Origin of the sequence: Pseudoalteromonas sp. S1727 (assembly GCF_005886375.1) — a bacterium.
Lineage (GTDB): Bacteria > Pseudomonadota > Gammaproteobacteria > Enterobacterales > Alteromonadaceae > Pseudoalteromonas > Pseudoalteromonas haloplanktis.
In genome coordinates this window covers 85,062-104,388 of record NZ_PNDT01000010.1, presented here as the reverse complement: position 1 = coordinate 104,388, position 19,327 = coordinate 85,062, and the positions used below count along the sequence as shown (strand labels likewise).

At 42.5% G+C, this 19,327-nt stretch carries 19 protein-coding genes; all 19 read left to right on the top strand.

The genetic code is table 11. The features are described 5' to 3' along the window. Complete coding sequence (gene fliH / locus CWB85_RS03190) at positions 1-819, top strand: flagellar assembly protein FliH (protein ID WP_016708051.1); 819 nt, start codon at positions 1-3, stop codon at positions 817-819. An 18-nt stretch (positions 820-837) separates the two neighbouring features. Continuing rightward, the gene (gene fliI / locus CWB85_RS03185; RefSeq protein ID WP_016708050.1) at positions 838-2,172 is read left to right on the top strand and encodes a flagellar protein export ATPase FliI; all 1,335 of its coding nucleotides are present in this window, start codon (positions 838-840) and stop codon (positions 2,170-2,172) included. Then, positions 2,172-2,618, top strand: a complete 447-nt coding sequence (fliJ, locus tag CWB85_RS03180) for a flagellar export protein FliJ (protein WP_016708049.1) — start codon at positions 2,172-2,174, stop codon at positions 2,616-2,618. The genes fliI and fliJ overlap by 1 nt, the downstream gene beginning before the upstream one ends. A 119-nt stretch (positions 2,619-2,737) precedes the next feature. Then, positions 2,738-5,137, top strand: coding sequence for a flagellar hook-length control protein FliK (locus tag CWB85_RS03175; RefSeq protein ID WP_138554071.1), 2,400 nt, complete (start codon positions 2,738-2,740; stop codon positions 5,135-5,137). Positions 5,138-5,230: 93 nt separating this feature from the next. Next, positions 5,231-5,758: a flagellar basal body-associated protein FliL gene (gene fliL / locus CWB85_RS03170; protein ID WP_016708047.1), complete on the top strand. Its 528-nt coding sequence runs from the start codon at positions 5,231-5,233 to the stop codon at positions 5,756-5,758. 9 nt (positions 5,759-5,767) lie between these two features. After that, complete coding sequence (fliM, locus tag CWB85_RS03165; RefSeq protein ID WP_016708046.1) at positions 5,768-6,856, top strand: flagellar motor switch protein FliM; 1,089 nt, start codon at positions 5,768-5,770, stop codon at positions 6,854-6,856. Between the two features lie 22 nt (positions 6,857-6,878). Beyond that, complete coding sequence (gene fliN / locus CWB85_RS03160; RefSeq protein ID WP_016708045.1) at positions 6,879-7,277, top strand: flagellar motor switch protein FliN; 399 nt, start codon at positions 6,879-6,881, stop codon at positions 7,275-7,277. Next, positions 7,274-7,660 carry a flagellar biosynthetic protein FliO gene (gene fliO / locus CWB85_RS03155; RefSeq protein ID WP_016708044.1) on the top strand — a complete coding sequence of 129 codons (387 nt, stop codon included), beginning with the start codon at positions 7,274-7,276 and terminating at the stop codon, positions 7,658-7,660. The genes fliN and fliO overlap by 4 nt, the downstream gene beginning before the upstream one ends. Position 7,661: 1 nt before the next feature. Continuing rightward, positions 7,662-8,402 (top strand): flagellar type III secretion system pore protein FliP, encoded by a 741-nt coding sequence (fliP, locus tag CWB85_RS03150; RefSeq protein WP_138554070.1) that lies wholly within the window; start codon positions 7,662-7,664, stop codon positions 8,400-8,402. 43 nt (positions 8,403-8,445) lie between these two features. Continuing rightward, positions 8,446-8,715: a flagellar biosynthesis protein FliQ gene (gene fliQ / locus CWB85_RS03145; protein ID WP_016708042.1), complete on the top strand. Its 270-nt coding sequence runs from the start codon at positions 8,446-8,448 to the stop codon at positions 8,713-8,715. 1 nt (position 8,716) lies between these two features. Next, the gene (gene fliR, locus CWB85_RS03140; protein ID WP_016708041.1) at positions 8,717-9,496 is read left to right on the top strand and encodes a flagellar biosynthetic protein FliR; all 780 of its coding nucleotides are present in this window, start codon (positions 8,717-8,719) and stop codon (positions 9,494-9,496) included. A 9-nt stretch (positions 9,497-9,505) separates the two neighbouring features. Continuing rightward, a complete protein-coding gene (gene flhB, locus CWB85_RS03135; RefSeq protein WP_016708040.1) occupies positions 9,506-10,636 on the top strand; it encodes a flagellar biosynthesis protein FlhB in 1,131 nt (376 codons plus the stop codon). 71 nt (positions 10,637-10,707) lie between these two features. Continuing rightward, the gene (gene flhA / locus CWB85_RS03130) at positions 10,708-12,816 is read left to right on the top strand and encodes a flagellar biosynthesis protein FlhA (RefSeq protein WP_138554069.1); all 2,109 of its coding nucleotides are present in this window, start codon (positions 10,708-10,710) and stop codon (positions 12,814-12,816) included. Between the two features lie 23 nt (positions 12,817-12,839). Then, entirely contained in the window at positions 12,840-14,309 is a 1,470-nt protein-coding gene (flhF, locus tag CWB85_RS03125; protein ID WP_016708038.1) for a flagellar biosynthesis GTPase FlhF, read from the top strand. After that, complete coding sequence (locus tag CWB85_RS03120) at positions 14,302-15,162, top strand: MinD/ParA family ATP-binding protein (RefSeq protein ID WP_016708037.1); 861 nt, start codon at positions 14,302-14,304, stop codon at positions 15,160-15,162. The genes flhF and CWB85_RS03120 overlap by 8 nt, the downstream gene beginning before the upstream one ends. Positions 15,163-15,188: 26 nt before the next feature. Next, a complete protein-coding gene (locus tag CWB85_RS03115) occupies positions 15,189-15,899 on the top strand; it encodes an RNA polymerase sigma factor FliA (protein ID WP_029216090.1) in 711 nt (236 codons plus the stop codon). Between the two features lie 40 nt (positions 15,900-15,939). Then, positions 15,940-16,323, top strand: a complete 384-nt coding sequence (cheY, locus tag CWB85_RS03110; protein ID WP_016708035.1) for a chemotaxis response regulator CheY — start codon at positions 15,940-15,942, stop codon at positions 16,321-16,323. Between the two features lie 17 nt (positions 16,324-16,340). Then, positions 16,341-17,105 carry a protein phosphatase CheZ gene (locus CWB85_RS03105; RefSeq protein ID WP_138554068.1) on the top strand — a complete coding sequence of 255 codons (765 nt, stop codon included), beginning with the start codon at positions 16,341-16,343 and terminating at the stop codon, positions 17,103-17,105. A gap of 14 nt (positions 17,106-17,119) precedes the next feature. Next, complete coding sequence (locus CWB85_RS03100; protein ID WP_138554067.1) at positions 17,120-19,324, top strand: chemotaxis protein CheA; 2,205 nt, start codon at positions 17,120-17,122, stop codon at positions 19,322-19,324. Positions 19,325-19,327 lie beyond the last annotated feature (3 nt).

The following is a 19,327-nucleotide window of genomic DNA, read 5'->3' as shown; positions in this document are numbered from 1 at the left end:
ATGACAAAACCTACTCAATTCCAAGGCCGCCCCTTACATGCTAGTGAAGCGGTCGATGAGTTATTAGAAAACTGGCCAATACCTGATGTGACTCAAGATACCCGCAAACTAGCAGGGCGCTCTACTGCATTTGGCACGCCTTTGGCTGATCTTTATCGCAAAGAAGTTCAAGAAGATGAACAGCAGCAAGAACCGGAAGAGCCCGAGTTACCGGCATTGACGATGGCGGAATTGGAACGCATTCGCCAAGATGCTTATGAAGAAGGTTTAAAGCAAGGCCATGAACAAGGGTACATTGATGGCTTCGAAAAAGGTGTCGGTGAAGGCAAAGAAGCTGGCTATAAAGAAGGCGTTGAGCTTGGTAAAGCGCAAGGTCAAGAAGATGTAAAACCACTTATAGAAGAACAACTAACCGGTTTAAAAAGCCTGTTAGATAGTTTATCTGCACCATTGGCAAAAGTAGATGAAGATGCTGAAAAGCAATTGGTTCAATTGACCGTAATGCTAACGGAAGCACTTGTTTATCAAGAAATAAAAACCTCACCAGAGATCGTTTTACAGAGCCTAAAGCAGTGTATAGATGTCTTAGCTAATGAACAGCAAAGTGTGCGTATTCATTTACATCCTGATGATATTGAATTGGTAAAAAACAGTTATGGTGAAACTGCTTTAGCAGATAATCACTGGCAATTGGTGCCCGAGCCTACCTTAGAGCGTGGTGGCTGCCAAGTTAAAACACCACAGTCATCGATTGATATGACGATCAAAACCCGCGTCAAAGAAACATTGGATAGCTTTTTGCATAGTAGTGGTATCTAACGCTATTTTTGGTAAGTAATGAGCTCTCAACCTCGTCCATTAAGTGAACGCTTACAACAGTATCAACAACATATTCATCGGCCTGTCCCTGCTGTTGCGGGAATTTTAACTCGCGTGGTAGGGTTAACCTTAGAAGCTAAAGGCCTGCGTGCGCCAGTCGGCAGTCAATGTAAAATTGAAACTATGCATGGTTTTGTTGATGCTGAAATTGTTGGTTTTAACGATCAAACATTGTATTTAATGCCTAACGATCATATTTCTGGTGTGCTACCAGGTGCGCGGGTGATCCCACAAGTTAATGACACTGGACTGCCTGTTGGCATGAGCTTATTGGGCCGCGTTGTTGATGGGCTTGGTCGTCCTCTCGATGGATTGGGAGCTATAAAGGCCGATCACCACTTAAAGTTTGCACAAAATAGCATTAACCCATTATCTCGACGGCCAATCAGCCAACCTATGGATGTTGGCGTTCGCGCAATCAACTCTGTGATCACCGTAGGCCAAGGTCAACGGATGGGGTTATTTGCAGGTTCCGGTGTAGGTAAGTCAGTATTATTAGGCATGATGACCCGAGGCTCAGAAGCCGATGTTATCGTGGTTGGTCTTGTTGGTGAGCGGGGCCGAGAGGTTAAAGAGTTTATTGAAGAAATACTTGGCGTAGAAGGGCGTAAACGTTCTGTAGTCGTGGCCGCTCCTGCGGATGCCTCTCCTTTAATGCGTTTAAAAGGTTGTGAAAGCGCAGTGACCATCGCAGAATATTTCCGAGATCAAGGCTTAAACGTCCTATTATTATTAGATTCAGTAACCCGTTATGCCATGGCACAACGTGAAATAGCGTTAGCCGTGGGCGAACCACCGGCAACAAAAGGCTACCCGCCCTCAGTATTTGCTAAATTACCTGCGCTGGTGGAGCGAGCTGGTAATGGTGGTGAAGGGCAAGGTTCTATTACGGCATTTTTTACTGTGCTCAGTGAAGGGGATGATATGCAAGATCCCATCGCTGACGCAGCGCGAGCAATTTTAGACGGTCATATTGTGTTATCGCGTGAGCTTGCAGACAGTGGTCATTACCCTGCTATTGATATTGAAAAGTCTATTTCACGGGTCATGCCACAAGTAGTATCTGAGCCTCATATGCAGCAAGCACGAGTGTTAAAACAAGTGTATTCAATGTTTCAGCAAAATAAAGATATGATCACTTTAGGGGCTTACCAAAAGGGCACTGATCAGATGCTCGATCAGGCAATAAATATGATGCCGAGGGTGAATGCCTTTTTACAACAAGGCATGAAAGATGTGATCAGTTATGACGATGGCTTGCAAGGGCTTGCGCAATTATTAGGACAAGCATAATGGCGAATAATAAGCTTAATTTATTGCTAAAAATAGAAAGCGACAAAGAAGAGTCATTACGTATGAACTTTTTGCAAGCGCAGCAAAATCTGCAAGTTAATCAACAAAAGTTGCAGGGGTTAAATAACTTTCGGCTAGAGTATACTCAGCAATTACATTTGAAGGGGCAGTCTGGATTAAGCAGTGCTGGGTTTAGTCAATATCACGCTTTTATTGGTAAAATTGAAGAGGCAATTCGTCAGCAAGCAAATACGGTTAGTACCGCTAAACAAGTGGTCTCGCAACGACAAAACTTATGGCTGAAACAGCAAATAAAAACCAAAGCGGTGGCAAAATTAATAGAAAAACAACAGTTAAAAGCAAATGCGATAGCGCAGAAAAATGAACAGAAAATGCTGGATGAATTCTCTGCAAATCAATTTTATCAAAGGCAGCGCGCTTTATAGTTTATTCGGTAATTTATTAACAATAGTCAGCTTAGGCATATTACTTGCTTATTTAATAGTTGAAGCATTTATTCTGGCAAACTGCGGCGGCAAATTGCCACTTTTAATCTAGGTGAATTATGGCTATTAGTGATCTTTCAGTGTTTATCTCAGCTGATAAGGAAGTTCAGTTAAGCAAAAAAGACGGCAGCAAAGGCAGTGCAGCAACAGAAAGTGCAAGCAACCAAAATGGTGATTTTCTTAGCCAATTACAAACTGCCCACAATGCGGTTGAAACTCCTGTGAAAGAGCCAAAAAGTGACATTGAAGCCGCGTCAAATGAATCTGTTGTAGCACAAAGCAAAGCTGAACCTACAACAGACATAGATAGTGAAGAAGACGCGACAAATTCCGGTGATGCTATGCTCGCACAGATCACAGCTGCCAATAATATGGATACCAGCGTAAAAAGCCCTTTAGCCACTCACTCTGTACGCACAACGCAATTCGGTAGCTATCAAGAAGAAATTGACGAAAATAAACTTGTTGATATCAAAACACCGCGCCCCATTGATAAAGTCACGCCAATTATTGATATGCCCTTTGACGCAGATGAGTCTGTTGATAAGCAACTAAAGCCCACGCTACAAACTGAAAAAAGTGTTATTGCTGAAGCAATTGATAAACAATTACAATTCAATGGTAATGCCGCTGGTGATGATGTGCAACTAGTGAAAGATATACCGCTGACCACAAAAGACATGCCGCTAACCTCTAAAGAGAGTTTAAAAGACGCGGTACAGGCAACAAAAGATATGCCGCTGCCATCAAAAGAGATGTCACTGACTACCAAAGATATGCCGCATGCCATAAAAGATACGCCAATGGCTCAGCAAGCGCAGACTTTGCAATCTGTTCTGCCAGCTAGTTCTGCATCAGTAGCAGAGGCTGACACTGATGGTGAAAAAACACAGGCAAGTTATGAGTCGAAAGTTGCAATTCAAAGCACTGCTACTAAGCAAAATAACGGTGAATTACCAGCCGATGCGACAGTAATTAAAACCGCGTTAACGACGGCTGAAACAATTAATACAAAGTCGCAGCAAACAGTTAATACAGAGCACTTAAGCAATGTTAGTAGCGCGATGTCTACTAGCGAACAGAGCACAGACCAGTTGACAGCAACGAATAGCGCGGCGCTCGATCAAACCACCAAGTTATTGTTAAGTGAAAAATCGACAGTGCAGAAAAATGCCGATCCATTATTAAGCAATTTAACCCCAGCGCAACGTCAACAATTGCAAATACAAGTGGCAACTATTCAAGAGCAAGGCGTAAGCGCAGTGAAGGTTGCGAGCTTAAAACAAACGCTGGCGGAATTTGTCACCTTAAATAGCACAGCTGCAACTCAACCTGCTGCCTTGGCACAAACTGCGCCTACAGAAATAACTGAGTTAACTCAGTTAGGTAAAGAGTTGTCGTTATTAAGTAGCGAACAAAAACAATTGCTAAGTCAAAAGTTACAGGAGTTTGTAGCAACTGAGCAACCTAAAGGAACGCTACTAGCCAAGATCAATACTGTGATAGATGAACTTGCGCAAATGAATACAGTAGCAAAGCCCAATCAAGCCCAGAGTCAGAGTGTGCAGTCAGTGATAAGTGGCGATACGTTGGCTGATACAAACTCAACAGTGGTGCCGACAAGTAGTGATAAACTGATGACTACGCAAAGCTCACAAGCGACAGCGACTAAGGCCAGTACTTTTTCAGGTGTTCAGTTTGATAATAAACAGCAAATAGGACAAACCAACGTTGGCAGTGAAGTGCAATTGGTTAAGCAGGGAGTATCAAAAAGTGAGCCAAAAATAGATCCGCTCGCTGAGCATCTAAAGTTAGAGCAAAACCAATTACGAGAAAGCTCAATTACCCGTGTTAATCAGTTATTTGGCCAGATTACGGGACTAACAACGGCACTTACAGCAACGGCAGCATATGACGGGAGTGAGCAAAGTTATCAGCAAGCACTGGCTGATATGCAAGTAATGCATGCACAACAAACAAGCCCTACTTCAGCTACTAAACAAGTGAATTTAGATCCCACGGTATTACAAGCGTTGAATATTGTGAAAAGTGATGCCGCTAAGTTATTACAAGAGCGTGTAAGTGCGTTATTGAGTATTAATAATAAAGAAGCTGAAATACGCCTAGATCCACCAGAAATGGGCAGTATGCAAATTCGTATCCGTAGTGATGCTGAGCAAGCTCATATTAATTTTGTTGTGCAAAATCAACAAGCCAAAGAAGCACTTGAGCAATCATTACCACGATTGCGTGAGTTACTAGCACAACAAGGGATTGAGCTTGGGGAGAGTAATATTCAGCAAGGTCATGGTCAAGCGCAGCAGGGGGACGATGGACAACACAACGGCCAAGGTCAACTGGCAAATCAGCAACAAAATGAACAGCAGGATAGCGCCACTCAGCAATCAACTGTAGCAACTGGGCAACAATCTTCATCATCAATAGATTACTATGCCTAACACCTGCTATTATAAGACTATAAAAATAAATAACTTGATGGTCGGTAGTGACACTCGTAATATCACTATTATCAAGGAATAAAGGAAATTGGCATGGCTGAAGAAGCAAATTTAGAAATTGAAGACGGTAGCAAAAAGAAAAAGAAGTTGATCATCATTATTGCTGTGGCCGTTTTAGTGATTGCTGGAGCAGTGTGGTTTTTCTTACTATCAGGTTCTGATTCTGCACCAGAAACACTTGCTGATGAGTCTGTTGTATCTGCTGAGCAGGATACCGCAAGTGGTGATAGTGCAAAAATCGGGAGTGCCTTATATGTTGCTATGCCACGACCATTTATTTTCAATGTGCCTGGCGCTAGCCGTGATCGTATTGTGCAAATTAAAGTGCAATTATTAGTACGCGGCGATGTGAATGAAGAAATAGCCAAAAAGCATATTCCACTGATTGAAGGCACATTACTTGGCGTATTCTCAACGACGACTGCAGATGAACTAGGCACGAGTGAAGGGAAAGAAACACTGCGAGTAGCCGCGCTTGATAAAGTACAAGCAGCGCTAACGGACGTAGAAGGTAGTAAAGTAATTGAGCGGGTGTTGTTTACCGGCTTTGTAATGCAATAAGGGGTCAGCGTGAGTGATTTATTATCCCAAGATGAAATCGATGCCCTCTTACATGGTGTCGACGAAGTCGAGGAGGAGGATTTACAAGACGATGATGATGGGGGCAGTACGCTGCAATATGATTTCTCTTCACAAGATCGTATTGTACGTGGCCGTATGCCGACCTTGGAAATTGTTAACGAACGTTTTGCAAGGCACATGCGCATCAGCTTGTTTAACATGATGCGTCGTACTGCTGAAGTCTCTATCAATGGCGTACAGATGATAAAGTTTGGTGAATATATCCATACTTTATTTGTTCCTACCAGCCTTAACATGGTGCGTTTTCGTCCGCTCAAAGGCACAGGCCTAATCACTATGGAAGCACGTTTAGTGTTTATTCTAGTTGATAACTTTTTTGGCGGTGATGGTCGTTATCATGCCAAAATAGAAGGTCGCGAATTTACGCCAACCGAACGACGTATAGTGCAAATGCTACTAAAAATAATCTTTGAAGATTACAAAGAAGCATGGGCACCGGTAATGGACGTGTCGTTTGAATACCTTGACTCCGAAGTAAACCCTGCCATGGCAAATATTGTTAGCCCAACCGAAGTGGTGGTGATCAGCTCATTCCACATTGAACTTGATGGCGGCGGTGGAGATTTTCATATCGCATTACCTTATTCAATGCTTGAGCCTATTCGTGAGTTGCTCGATGCGGGTGTGCAATCAGATACCGAAGACACCGATCTACGCTGGAGCAAAGCGCTACGCGATGAAATCATGGATGTGGAAGTTGAAATATCAACACAATTACTTGAAGTTGATTTAAGCTTAGCGCAAATCATGGAATTAAAAGCAGGGGATATCATCCCTGTTGAAATGCCTGAGCATATCACGGTATTCGTTGAAGAATTGCCAACATTTAGAGCTAAAATGGGTCGTTCTCGTGATAATGTTGCGCTGCAAATTAGTGAAAAAATTAAACGTCCTGAATCAGTTAAATCAGAACTGCATGTCTTTACTAAAGGCGGTAAAAAACTGGATTCAGATGCGGAATTAGCTGAACTAGAAGATGATTTACACCTCTCGGAAGGTGTGGACTTAGACTGGTAAAAGAATAAAAAGGTTTAATAGTATGAGTGATGACCAAGATACAATGGACGAATGGGCAGCAGCACTGGCTGAAGCTGAAGGAAGTGATAACTCTGATGCTCCTAAGGTAACTGAGCTTGATGAGTTAAGTGATACTAAACATGAAATGAGTGGCGAAGAAAAGCGCAAACTCGATACCATTTTAGATATCCCCGTGACGATCTCTATGGAAGTTGGGCGTTCAAAAATCAATATTCGTAACTTACTGCAACTGAATCAAGGCTCAGTAGTTGAACTTGACCGCGTGGCAGGTGAGCCATTGGATGTATTAGTCAATGGAACACTGATTGCGCATGGTGAAGTTGTTGTGGTGAATGACAAATTTGGTATCCGTCTCACTGACGTGATCAGCCAAGTTGAACGGATCAAAAAATTGCGATGAGCAGTTGGCTGTTTTTATCGACCGCGGCCAGCGCTGCGCTCCCAAGTGGGACACCGATGGGCGATTTATTGTCAATGGTGATGTCTTTAATTATGGTGCTAGTACTGATTGTAGTGCTGGCATTTTTGGTTAAAAAGCTAAACCCTAATTTAGCGAATTCGGATGAATTCAAAGTTGTTCGTAGTTTACCGTTAAGTACGCGAGAGCGGTTGATGGTTATCGAAATTGATAATTGCCAGCATTTATTAGGTGTTACACCTCACAGTATTAACTACCTGCATAAATTAGAAACTCCATTGAGCGAAAAAGAGTTGCCAGCTCTTGCTGAGCGCTTTGGTAAACTTTTAAACCCACAAACTAACCATACTAAAAAGAACAAATAATATGATTAAGTGGCTGCTGCTATTGTTTGCATTGGTTTTTATCCCTTCAGTTAATGCTGAAGGGATTGAAGCATTAAGCATTACTACCAACCCCGATGGTTCACAAGATTACTCGGTGACGTTGCAAGTACTCGCTATTATGACCGCGCTGAGTTTTATTCCAGCGGCGGTAATTATGATGACCTCATTTACCCGTATCATTGTGGTATTGGCCATTTTACGTCAAGCCATTGGTTTGCAACAAACACCGTCGAACCAAATACTATTAGGTATGTCATTATTTTTAAGTATTTTCATCATGGCACCGGTTTACCAAAAAGTGAATGAGCAAGCTATACAGCCGTATTTGAGTGAACAGGTCACATCAGTTCAAGCGCTGGAGCTTGCTAAAGAGCCCATGAAAGCCTTTATGCTTTCACAGGTACGCATTAAGGACTTAGAAACATTCGCTAAAATTGCCGGTTATGATCAGTTAGACTCCCCAGAAGCAACCCCCCTCATCGTGCTTATTCCAGCTTTTGTGACCAGTGAATTACAAACCGCATTCATTATCGGTTTTATGTTTTTTATTCCGTTTTTAATTGTTGATTTAGTAGTGGCATCGGTATTAATGGCGATGGGTATGATGATGCTATCGCCGATGATCGTATCGTTACCATTTAAAATCATGCTATTTGTGCTGGTTGATGGGTGGAGTTTAGTCATGGGTACTTTAGCGAAAAGCTTTGGTTTGGGTGCTTGATATGGCTGTACAACACTGTGTAAAACACGGCTAGGAGCGCAACATGGAACCGGAAATTTTTGTTGATATACTCAGCGATGCCTTATTCTTAGTGATTAAATTAGTCTCCGCGATTGTTGTACCTGGTTTATTGGTCGGCTTAGTGGTGGCGGTGTTTCAGGCCGCAACTTCAATTAATGAACAAACACTCAGTTTTTTACCGCGCTTATTAATTACTATTAGTGCGCTCATTGTCGGTGGCCATTGGTTAACCCAAGAGCTGATGGATTTTTTTACACGGCTAATCATGATCATCCCAGAGATTGCGGGCTAGTATGGAATTCCCTTTTTCGGTCATCATCCAGTGGCTGAGTGATTTTTTACTGCCGCTGGTACGGATCAGTTCAATGATCATGGTGATGGCAGGCATAGGTGCTAAAAATGTGCCGACACGAATAAAAATGGGATTAGCCGTGGTGATTACGTTTTTAGTGGTGCCCGTGTTACCACCTGCCACGTTTAATAACTTATTCTCCTTTGAAATGATTCTAGTGGTCATTCAACAGCTGCTCATTGGTGTGGCAATTGGCTTTGCATCATTGCTAATGCTAAATACTTTTGTGTTAGCGGGTCAAATTCTTGCTATGCAAACTGGCTTAGGTTTCGCCTCGGTTGTTGATCCATCCAATGGTATGAGCGTACCTGCGGTGGGGCAGTTTTATCTAATTTTAGCAACGTTACTCTTCTTTGTTTTTAATGGCCATTTAATGATGATTCAAATGGTGGTACATAGTTTCGAGGTTTTGCCGATTGACGGTAATTGGTGGGCGGTGGATCACTATTGGGACATAGTAACGTGGGGTGGCTGGATGTTTACCACGGCACTGGTGTTATCACTGGCACCTTTAACAGCTATGTTAGTGATCAATATGTCGTTTGGCGTGATGACCCGAGCTGCACCACAGTTAAATATCTTTTCGATCGGTTTTCCGTTTACTTTAGTTGCGGGGCTAGTAATTATTTGGGCAACGCTGGGTAACTTTGTGACTCAATTTGAATTTCAATGGTTAAAAATGGTTGAGTTAATGTGTACTTTAGTTGGTTGTTCCCCGTAGGAGAGAGTGATGGCTGAAGATTCAGGTCAAGAAAAAACCGAAGAACCCACGGGGAAAAAAATTGAGGAATCGAAAAAGAAAGGCCAAATAGCCCGCTCAAAAGAGCTTGGCACCATGTTTGTACTTATTTTTTCTGCGATTTCTTTATTATTATACGGGCCTGAGATTGGCAAAGGTTTGTATAACATTATGGGGCGAACCCTAAGCTTAAATCGTAATGAAACATACGATACGACAAAAATGTTCTCAGTATGGGGAATGGTGGCGGATGCGCTGGTGTTTCCTATGGCGATGTTTGTACTGATTATTGTTTTAGCAGGAATTATTGGTAATACATTACTTGGCGGCTTTAACTTTAGTTGGCAGGCCGCTGCACCAAAAGCCAGCAAAATGTCGCCTGCCAAAGGCATTAAACGTATGCTTGGTCCGCAGGCAGGTGTTGAACTGGTTAAATCTATTTTAAAGTTTGCAGTGGTTGCAGGCTTTGCCGTTTTTTTGATTAATACCTTCTTTGATGAAATTCTCCACTTAAGTATAGAAAGTGCGCCGGGTAATATTATTCACGCTTTAGAAATATTGGCATGGATGTTTTTAGGGTTGACCTGCACCCTAACAATTATTGCGGCCATTGATGCGCCATACCAAAGTCATAAGCACCACAAAGAGTTAAAAATGACCTTGCAAGAAGTGAAAGATGAATATAAAAACTCTGAAGGTGATCCACAAATAAAAGCCCGTATCAGGCAAACGCAAAGACAAATGTCGCAGCGCAGAATGATGCAAGATGTCCCTGATGCTGATGTGGTGGTAACCAACCCAACTCATTATTCAGTTGCATTAAAGTACGATACCGAACGCGCAGGAGCGCCAATTGTGGTTGCCAAAGGCGTTGATGAAATGGCGATGCAGATCAGAAAAATAGCCGTTGGTAACGAAGTACCGGTTGTGGAATCCCCGATGCTGACTCGCGCACTGTATCATACCGCTGAGGTGGGCGATCAAATCCCCGATCAACTTTTTACTGCGGTGGCACAAGTTTTAGCTTATGTATTTCAGCTTAAACGATTCCAAAAAGGTCGCGGAAAGCGTCCAACCAAATTGAATAAAACACTGCCCATCCCTGATGCCTACAAGTATTAATCAAGCAATCAATAACTTGGAATAGTTATTGCAAATTCCGTGTAGTGTCAATTTTTTGAAATTGTAGAATTATGGAATTTAAAGCTGTATTACAACAACTTAATAAAGATAAAAAAGAGTATTTGAAAGGTGTTGGTACGCCTTTATTAGTGCTTGCAGCGCTGGGAATGGTGATATTACCGCTCCCGTCATTTTTACTCGACATTCTTTTTTCGTTTAATATAGCTTTAGCACTGGTGGTTTTACTGGTTACTGTCTACACCATGAAACCCGTCGAGTTTGGTATGTTCCCAGCCGTACTATTGATTGCGACCATTATGCGTTTAGCACTTAACGTTGCCAGTACCCGAGTGGTATTGTTGGAAGGGCATAATGGCGGGGACGCTGCTGGTAAAGTTATCGAAGCATTTGGCTCAGTTGTGATCGGTGGTAACTATGCGGTTGGCCTCGTAGTATTCTTAATCTTGATCATCATCAACTTTGTGGTAATTACCAAAGGTGCTGGGCGTATCTCGGAAGTATCCGCGCGCTTTACCTTAGATGCAATGCCAGGTAAACAAATGGCTATAGACGCCGACTTAAATGCGGGCTTTATCAGTGCCGAGCAAGCGAGAGATCGCCGTGAAGAAGTAACCCGCGAAGCCGACTTTTATGGTTCAATGGATGGTGCCAGTAAATTTGTAAAAGGCGATGCGATTGCCGGTATTGTGATTTTGGTTATCAATATCGTCGGTGGTTTATTTGTTGGTATGATCCAACACGATTTAAGTTTTAGTCGGGCAATGGAAGTTTATACCTTACTGACTATTGGTGATGGCCTAGTGGCTCAACTTCCTTCATTACTTCTATCAATTGGTACAGCGATTGTTGTTACTCGTCAAAATGAATCGCTCAATATGGGCGACCAATTCAAGAAGCAACTTGGTAACGAAAAATCATTATTTATCGCTTCAGGTATCTTAATTGTGATGGGGTTAGTGCCAGGGATGCCCCACTTTGCATTTTTAAGCTTGGGTGCACTACTGGGTTATCTTGCCTATTACGCGCAGCAAAGCAAACTAAAAGAAGCGGCCGCAAAAGAAGCTGAAGCTGCAAATGGAGGCGCTACAGGCACCGGTGTTGCAAATAAACAAGAGCAAAAAGAGCTAGGCTGGGATGATGTGCAGCAAGTTGATGTTATAGGTCTTGAAGTTGGCTATCGTTTAATTCCTTTGGTTGATCAATCACAAGGTGGTGAGTTACTTAACCGGATAAAAGGGGTACGAAAAAAACTATCTCAAGAGTTGGGGTTTTTAGTACCCCCTGTTCATATTCGCGATAATCTAGAGCTTGACCCGAATGCATACAGAATCACTATGATGGGGGTATCTACTGGTGAAGGTGAGCTCAAACATGGTGATGAGCTGGCGATAAACCCAGGACAAGTGTTTGGCCCCATCAAAGGGATTGAAACAAAAGATCCTGCCTTTGGTTTAGATGCAGTGTGGATCAAGCCCGATCAAAAAGATGAAGCGCAATCGCTAGGGTATACCGTAGTTGATTCTGCAACGGTCGTTGCAACCCATATTAGCCAGTTATTAACCAATAGTGCGGCATTGTTACTGGGCCATGAAGAAGTGCAAAACCTCCTTGATATGCTTGCCAAGAGTCATCCACGTTTAGTTGAAGGGCTAGTGCCAGATACTTTACCACTGACGGTTATTGTAAAAGTATTGCAAAACCTCTTGAATGAAGGCGTTGCTATTCGTGACATGCGCTCAATTGTGCAAACCCTCGTTGAGTATGGCCCACGTAGTCAAGACCCAGATGTACTAACGGCAGCAGTGCGTATTTCACTGCGCAGACTGATAGTTCAAGACGCGGTTGGTATGTCATCAGAAATCCCTGTCATAACCTTGGCGCCTGAGTTGGAACAGATGTTGCATCAGTCACTGCAAAATGCAGGCGACGAAGGGGCCGGAATAGAACCAGGACTTGCAGAGCGACTTCAACAATCTTTAAATGAAGCGCATCAAAACCAAGAAATGGCCGGTGAACCTTCGATATTGCTAACGTCAGGAATGTTACGCACTGTGTTATCTCGTTTTGTTAAGTACACCATTCCAGGATTACGGGTGATGTCTTACCAAGAGGTACCAGATGAAAGACAGATCAAGATTGTCAGCTCAGTAGGCCAATAATCGGATTTTAAAGGGGTTGAACCATGAAAATAAAACGTTTTTTTGCTAAAGATATGCGTACCGCACTAAAAGAAGTGAAAGATGAACTCGGTGTTGATGCGGTTATCATGTCAAATAAAAAATTAGCCAATGGGGTAGAAATTGTTGCCGCCGTTGATTATGAAAAAGCGGCCCCTAAAGCGCCGGCACAGCCACAGGCAACAACAGCACAAACAAATACTCACTTTGTTAAACCTGCGCCGCAACGCACCCAGCCGGAGCCGCAAGCTGCAGTAGCAGATAGCTTACAAGCATTATTAGAGCGCCAATCACCTCGTCCGCGCTCACCTGAGCTTGCCTCAATGTTTAGTCAGTCAGGAATTGACACCGCAACCCAATATCAGCCACAGCAACAAGCACAGCAAACTCGTCATGAGCAACCAACACATAATGATTTTGCTCGTCGTCAGAGTGTAGCTCGTCCAGAGACCCAAGCACATAGCTTAGGGTTTGATGATGAACTTGAAAGTGGCTTTGATGATTTGGATGCCCCAATACCAAGCAAAAACGCAGCCAAAACCGATGAAATCAGCGCGATGCGTGATGAAATGGCTGCAATGCGTCAATTACTTGAGTATCAAGTTTCAGGTTTAATGCAACAAGACTTAGCACGTCGCGATCCAACGCGTGCATGTATGATTGACCGTTTAGTTGGCATGGGGATTGATAGCGAAGTGGCTGAACAAATGGCGTGCTTTATTCCTGATGATGTATCGCGTCAACAAGCATGGCAAGCATTGTTGCAAATGGTTGAAAACCAAATGCATACCACTAATAACGAGATTCTACGCCAAGGCGGCGTTTTTGCACTTGTTGGCCCAACGGGAGTGGGTAAAACAACCACAGTTGCTAAACTTGCCGCTCTGGGGGCACAAAAGTATGGGGCTGATAAAGTCGCACTTATCACCACCGATACTTACCGCATTGGTGCCTATGAGCAATTAGCTACTTATGGCCGTATTATTGGCTGTGGTGTAAAACAAGTTAAAGATGCCAATGAATTAGCTGAAGTTTTATACCATTTACGCAATAAGCGTCTAGTATTAATAGATACCGCTGGCATGAGTCAACGTGATTTACGTTTAACCGAACAATTGAACACGCTAATGCGTAATCAACGAGTTGATATTCGTAACTATCTAGTACTCAGTGCTACAGCTCAAATTAATGTATTGCAAGAAACCGTAAGGCACTTTAAAAAAGTACAATTAAGTGGCTGTATTTTCACTAAATTAGACGAATCGTTAAGTTTAGGCGAGATTATTAGTATAGCGATTCAAAATCGCCTCCCAATAGGGTATCTTACTAATGGTCAGCGTGTGCCTGAAGACATTAGGGTCGCTAATGCAGAGAAATTAGTAAAAAAAGCTGAACAATTGTATTTAAAAAGAACAAAAGCGCAACATTCACGACGTCAAGCAGTAGCGTCAAGCACAGTAGGGATGTATGATTAACACAGTATTAGATCAAGCAAGTGGCCTGCGTAAAATGAGTCAAAACAATAATAAGGGCGTTAAAGTTATCGCTGTCACAGGTGGTAAAGGTGGGGTTGGTAAAACGAACGTCTCACTAAACACTGCGATTGCCTTAGGTCAACTCGGAAACCGAGTATTAGTACTGGATGCCGATTTAGGTTTGGCGAATTGCGATGTAATGCTCGGACTGCGAGTAGAACGTAACCTTTCTCATGTATTATCAGGCGAGTGTGAACTCGACGAAATTTTGGTGGAAGGTCCTGCTGGAATAAAAATAGTGCCAGCAACGTCTGGTTCGCAAAGCATGGTCGAACTTTCACCTTCTGAACATGCTGGTCTGATCCGCGCATTTAGCGAATTAAATACCGAATTTGATATATTGATTGTTGATACTGCTGCTGGTATTTCTGACATGGTGTTAAGCTTTTCTCGCGCAGCCCAAGATGTCATGGTCGTCGTATGCGATGAACCAACTTCTATTACCGATGCTTATGCCTTAATCAAGGTATTAAGCCGTGAGCATGGTGTTTATAAATTTAAAATCGTGGCTAATATGGTTCGCAGCATGCGTGAAGGCCATGAGTTATTTGCAAAACTCTCGAAAGTAACAGACCGCTTTTTGGATGTATCGATGGAGTTGGTTGCCACTGTCCCTTACGATGAGAATATGCGTAAATCAACACGTCGGCAAAAAGTGATTGTTGACTTATTCCCTAACTCCCCTGCAGCAATAGCATTTAAAACATTAGCGACAAAAGCAGTTAAATGGCCTATACCTAATCAACCTTCTGGCCATTTAGAATTTTTCATAGAAAAACTAGTAAACGGCTAACTATGACAGCATCGGTGAATAAAGCGATGGGATATCAATCTACACAAAATCTAAATGTGATTGTTGAACGACATGCCTCACTTGTCAAAAAAGTGGCGTGTCATTTAATCGCTCGTTTACCTGCGAGTGTGCAGCTCGATGATTTGATTCAATCGGGAATGATAGGGCTGATTGAAGCGTCGAAAAATTTTGATGCAAGCAAAGGTGCAAGTTTTGAAACCTTTGCAGGTATTCGTATTCGTGGCGCAATGCTTGATGAAATGCGCCGTGGTGATTGGGCACCTCGTTCTGTACATCGTAATAGTCGTAGAGTAGCTGAGGCAATTAGTGAACTTGAAAGTGAACTTAATCGCGAGCCTAAAGATATTGAAGTTGCTGAAAAACTTGATATTACACTCGATGAGTACCATCATATTCTTAGTGATGTGAACTCCAGCAAAGTACTAGGAATAGAAGATTTAGGGGTTGACGAAGATGTTATTACCCCAGTAGGACATGATTTAGCGCTAGACAAGCCCTTTAATAATGTTAAAAATGAACGCTTTAATAAATCATTGTTAGCAGCTATACAATCCTTACCTGAACGAGATGGGCTAGTATTATCGCTGTACTATAACGATGAAATGAATTTAAAAGAGATTGGACATATACTCGATGTAAGCGAATCGCGTGTGAGTCAGATACATGGTCAGGCGATGATTAAGCTAAAAGCAAAAATCAATGACTGGATAAATTAGTAGTAAGTAAATATAGGTTCAGACCTCACCGGAGGATGTTTTGGATAAAAACATGAAAATTCTTGTTGTTGATGATTTTTCGACGATGAGACGTATTATCAAAAATCTGTTAAGAGATTTAGGTTTTACAAATGTACAAGAAGCTGATGATGGCTCAACAGCATTGCCAATGCTACAAAATCAAGAATTTGATTTTGTAGTAACAGACTGGAATATGCCGGGTATGCAAGGGATTGACTTGTTGCGTGCCATTAGAGCTGATGACAGCCTAAAACATATTCCAGTTTTGATGGTCACAGCAGAAGCTAAAAAAGAACAAATTGTTGCTGCTGCTCAGGCTGGTGTTAACGGTTATATCGTTAAGCCATTTACAGCTGCGACACTTAAGACCAAATTGGAAAAAGTGTTTGAGCGTTTAGGTTAAATAAATAGGAGAGGCTTATGTCAGCACCAGCTGCGCCTCAGATCAGTTTAGAGCAAGCCCGTCAGCTTGTAGTTTACCTTGAAAATGGTGAACAAGATAAAGCTGATCAATTAATTATTGATGCTGCGTCAAAAGAGCAATCAGAATTATTCGCCGAAGTAGGTAAGTTGACACGTCAGCTGCATGACGCGTTGAAAAATTTTGAACTCGACACACGTTTAGCTGATTTGACTACCGAAGCAATTCCTGATGCAAAGCAGCGCCTTAACTATGTTATGGAAATGACAGAGAACGCTGCTAATAAAACCATGGACGCGGTAGAAGCAAGTTTACCTATTGCTCAACAACTCGCTGATGAGATTTCACACATCAAACCAACATGGGATCGCCTCATGAGTCGTGAAATTGAGTTGGGTGAGTTTAAAACTCTCTGTCATAGTTTAGATAAGTTTATGAATAACTCACAAACTAAAACGGATGAACTGCAAGGGCTAATGACCAATGTGTTAATGGCGCAAGACTTCCAAGATTTGACTGGCCAAGTGATCCGCCGAGTGATCGAATTAGTTAGAGAAGTAGAAGACAGCTTGATCCATTTGTTAACGGCATTTGGTAGCCAAGACGATCGAGAAACAAAAATAGTAGCACCAGCCATTGAAAAAATGCCTGCTGAAAATAAAATTGCAGGCCCAGAAGGGCCAATTATTGATAAAGAATCTCGTGATGATGTTGTCTCAGGGCAAGATGATGTAGATGATTTATTATCAAGTTTGGGCTTCTAAGAGGAGATAACGGCATGAGCTTTGAAGTCGATGAAGATATTTTACAGGATTTTCTAGTTGAGGCTGGAGAAATTCTTGAGCTTTTGTCAGAACAGCTGGTGGAGCTTGAAAATAACCCAGATGATACCGAATTACTCAATGCAATTTTCCGTGGCTTTCATACGGTAAAAGGCGGTGCTGGTTTTTTAAGTATGACCGAGCTAGTTGATGCTTGTCATGGCGCTGAAAACGTATTTGATTTATTACGCCAAGGTGTGCGTAAAGTTAATTCTGAGCTAATGGATGTGATCCTACAAGCACTCGATACAATTAACGAAATGTTTGCGACTATTCAAAGTAGAGAAAAGCCTGAGCCTGCAGATCCTGAATTACTTGCCGTTTTACACAAACTTGGTCTGCCTCCGAGTGCAGATGAAATCAGTAGTGCATCACCAATTGACAGTACCCCAGCTCCACAAGTTGATGCTGACGCGATTTTAGATGATGACGACCCATTTGCATTTGATGTTTTATTTGATGGTCAGGTCGAAAACGATACGACTGAAGTGCAAATTGATGAAATTACAGAAGATGAATTTGAAAGTTTACTTGATGAACTGCATGGTAAAGGGCAAAGCCCGGCAGCCACAACAAGTTCGGTAAGTAATGATTCATCGAATAGTGATATTACAGATGACGAATTTGATAGCCTGTTAGATGAGTTACACGGTGTTGGTAGCTTTGGTATCGTTAGTAATACGACCAGTAGCCAAGCCGCAGCTTCACCTTCAACACCGGTTGAAGCGCCAAAAACTTCAAGCTCGGATGAGATCAGCGATGATGAATTTGAAGCTCTGCTAGATGAATTGCATGGTAAAGGGAGTGCTCCCCAAGCGACAGAATCAGTACCTGTGTCAACATCCACACCAACTACTTCATCAAGCGCTAAGCCTGAAGCAAAAGAGCCAGTTCGCACAGAGGTAAGTAAAGAGGTTGAAAAGCCGGCTCCTACAGTAACATCGACAACGGCTCCTGCACCAACAACACCAGCAGCGGCGAAAAAAGCACCACCGGCACAAGCTGATACAACAGTACGTGTTGACACTAAGCGTCTCGATCAAATAATGAATATGGTTGGCGAGTTAGTATTAGTACGTAATCGTCTCGTAAGCCTTGCGACTAACACTGAAAGTGAGGCCATGGGTAAAGCCATTTCCAACCTTGATGTGGTAACTGCAGATTTACAAGGTGCGGTGATGAAAACCCGCATGCAACCGATCAAAAAAGTGTTTGGTCGTTTCCCTCGTGTAGTCCGTGATTTAGCACGTAGCTTGAAAAAAGACATCAACTTGTTATTGGTTGGTGAAGAGACTGATTTAGATAAAAACTTAGTTGAAGCACTGGCGGATCCACTTGTTCACTTAGTGCGTAACTCAGTGGATCATGGTATCGAAATGCCTGATGTGCGTGAAGCGGCGGGTAAATCACGTACAGGTACTGTGACATTGTCAGCATCCCAAGAAGGTGACCATATTTTACTTACCATCCGTGATGACGGTGCGGGTATGGATCCTGAAAAGCTGAAAAAGATTGCTATTAGTAAAGGCGTGCTTGATCACGAACAAGCAGCCCGTTTATCTGATACTGAAGCATATAACTTAATCTTTGCTCCTGGCTTTTCTACTAAAGAGCAGATCTCGGATATTTCTGGCCGTGGTGTGGGTATGGATGTGGTGAAAACCAAAATTACTCAGCTTAATGGCTCTGTGAATATTCAGTCTGAGCTGGGTGTAGGCACAGTTTTAGAAATTAAAGTACCGCTAACGCTGGCAATCTTACCAACATTGATGGTTGTTGTTGGCGAGCAGACATTTGCATTACCGCTGGCTGGTGTAAATGAAATATTTCACCTTGATCTCACTAAAACCAATGTTGTTGATGGTCAATTAACTATCATAGTGCGTACAAAAGCGTTGCCATTGTTTTACTTAGAACATTGGTTAGTTAAAGGTGCCGATCGTTCTCAGCGCAAAGCACAAGGCCATGTTGTGATTGTACAAATAGGCACACAACAAGTTGGCTTTGTTGTTGATTCATTGATTGGTCAAGAAGAGGTGGTGATCAAGCCGCTTGATGCTTTATTACAAGGTACGCCGGGTATGGCAGGTGCAACAATCACCTCTGATGGTGGTATAGCGCTTATTTTAGATGTGCCTAGCCTGTTAAAGCACTACGCCTAGTCC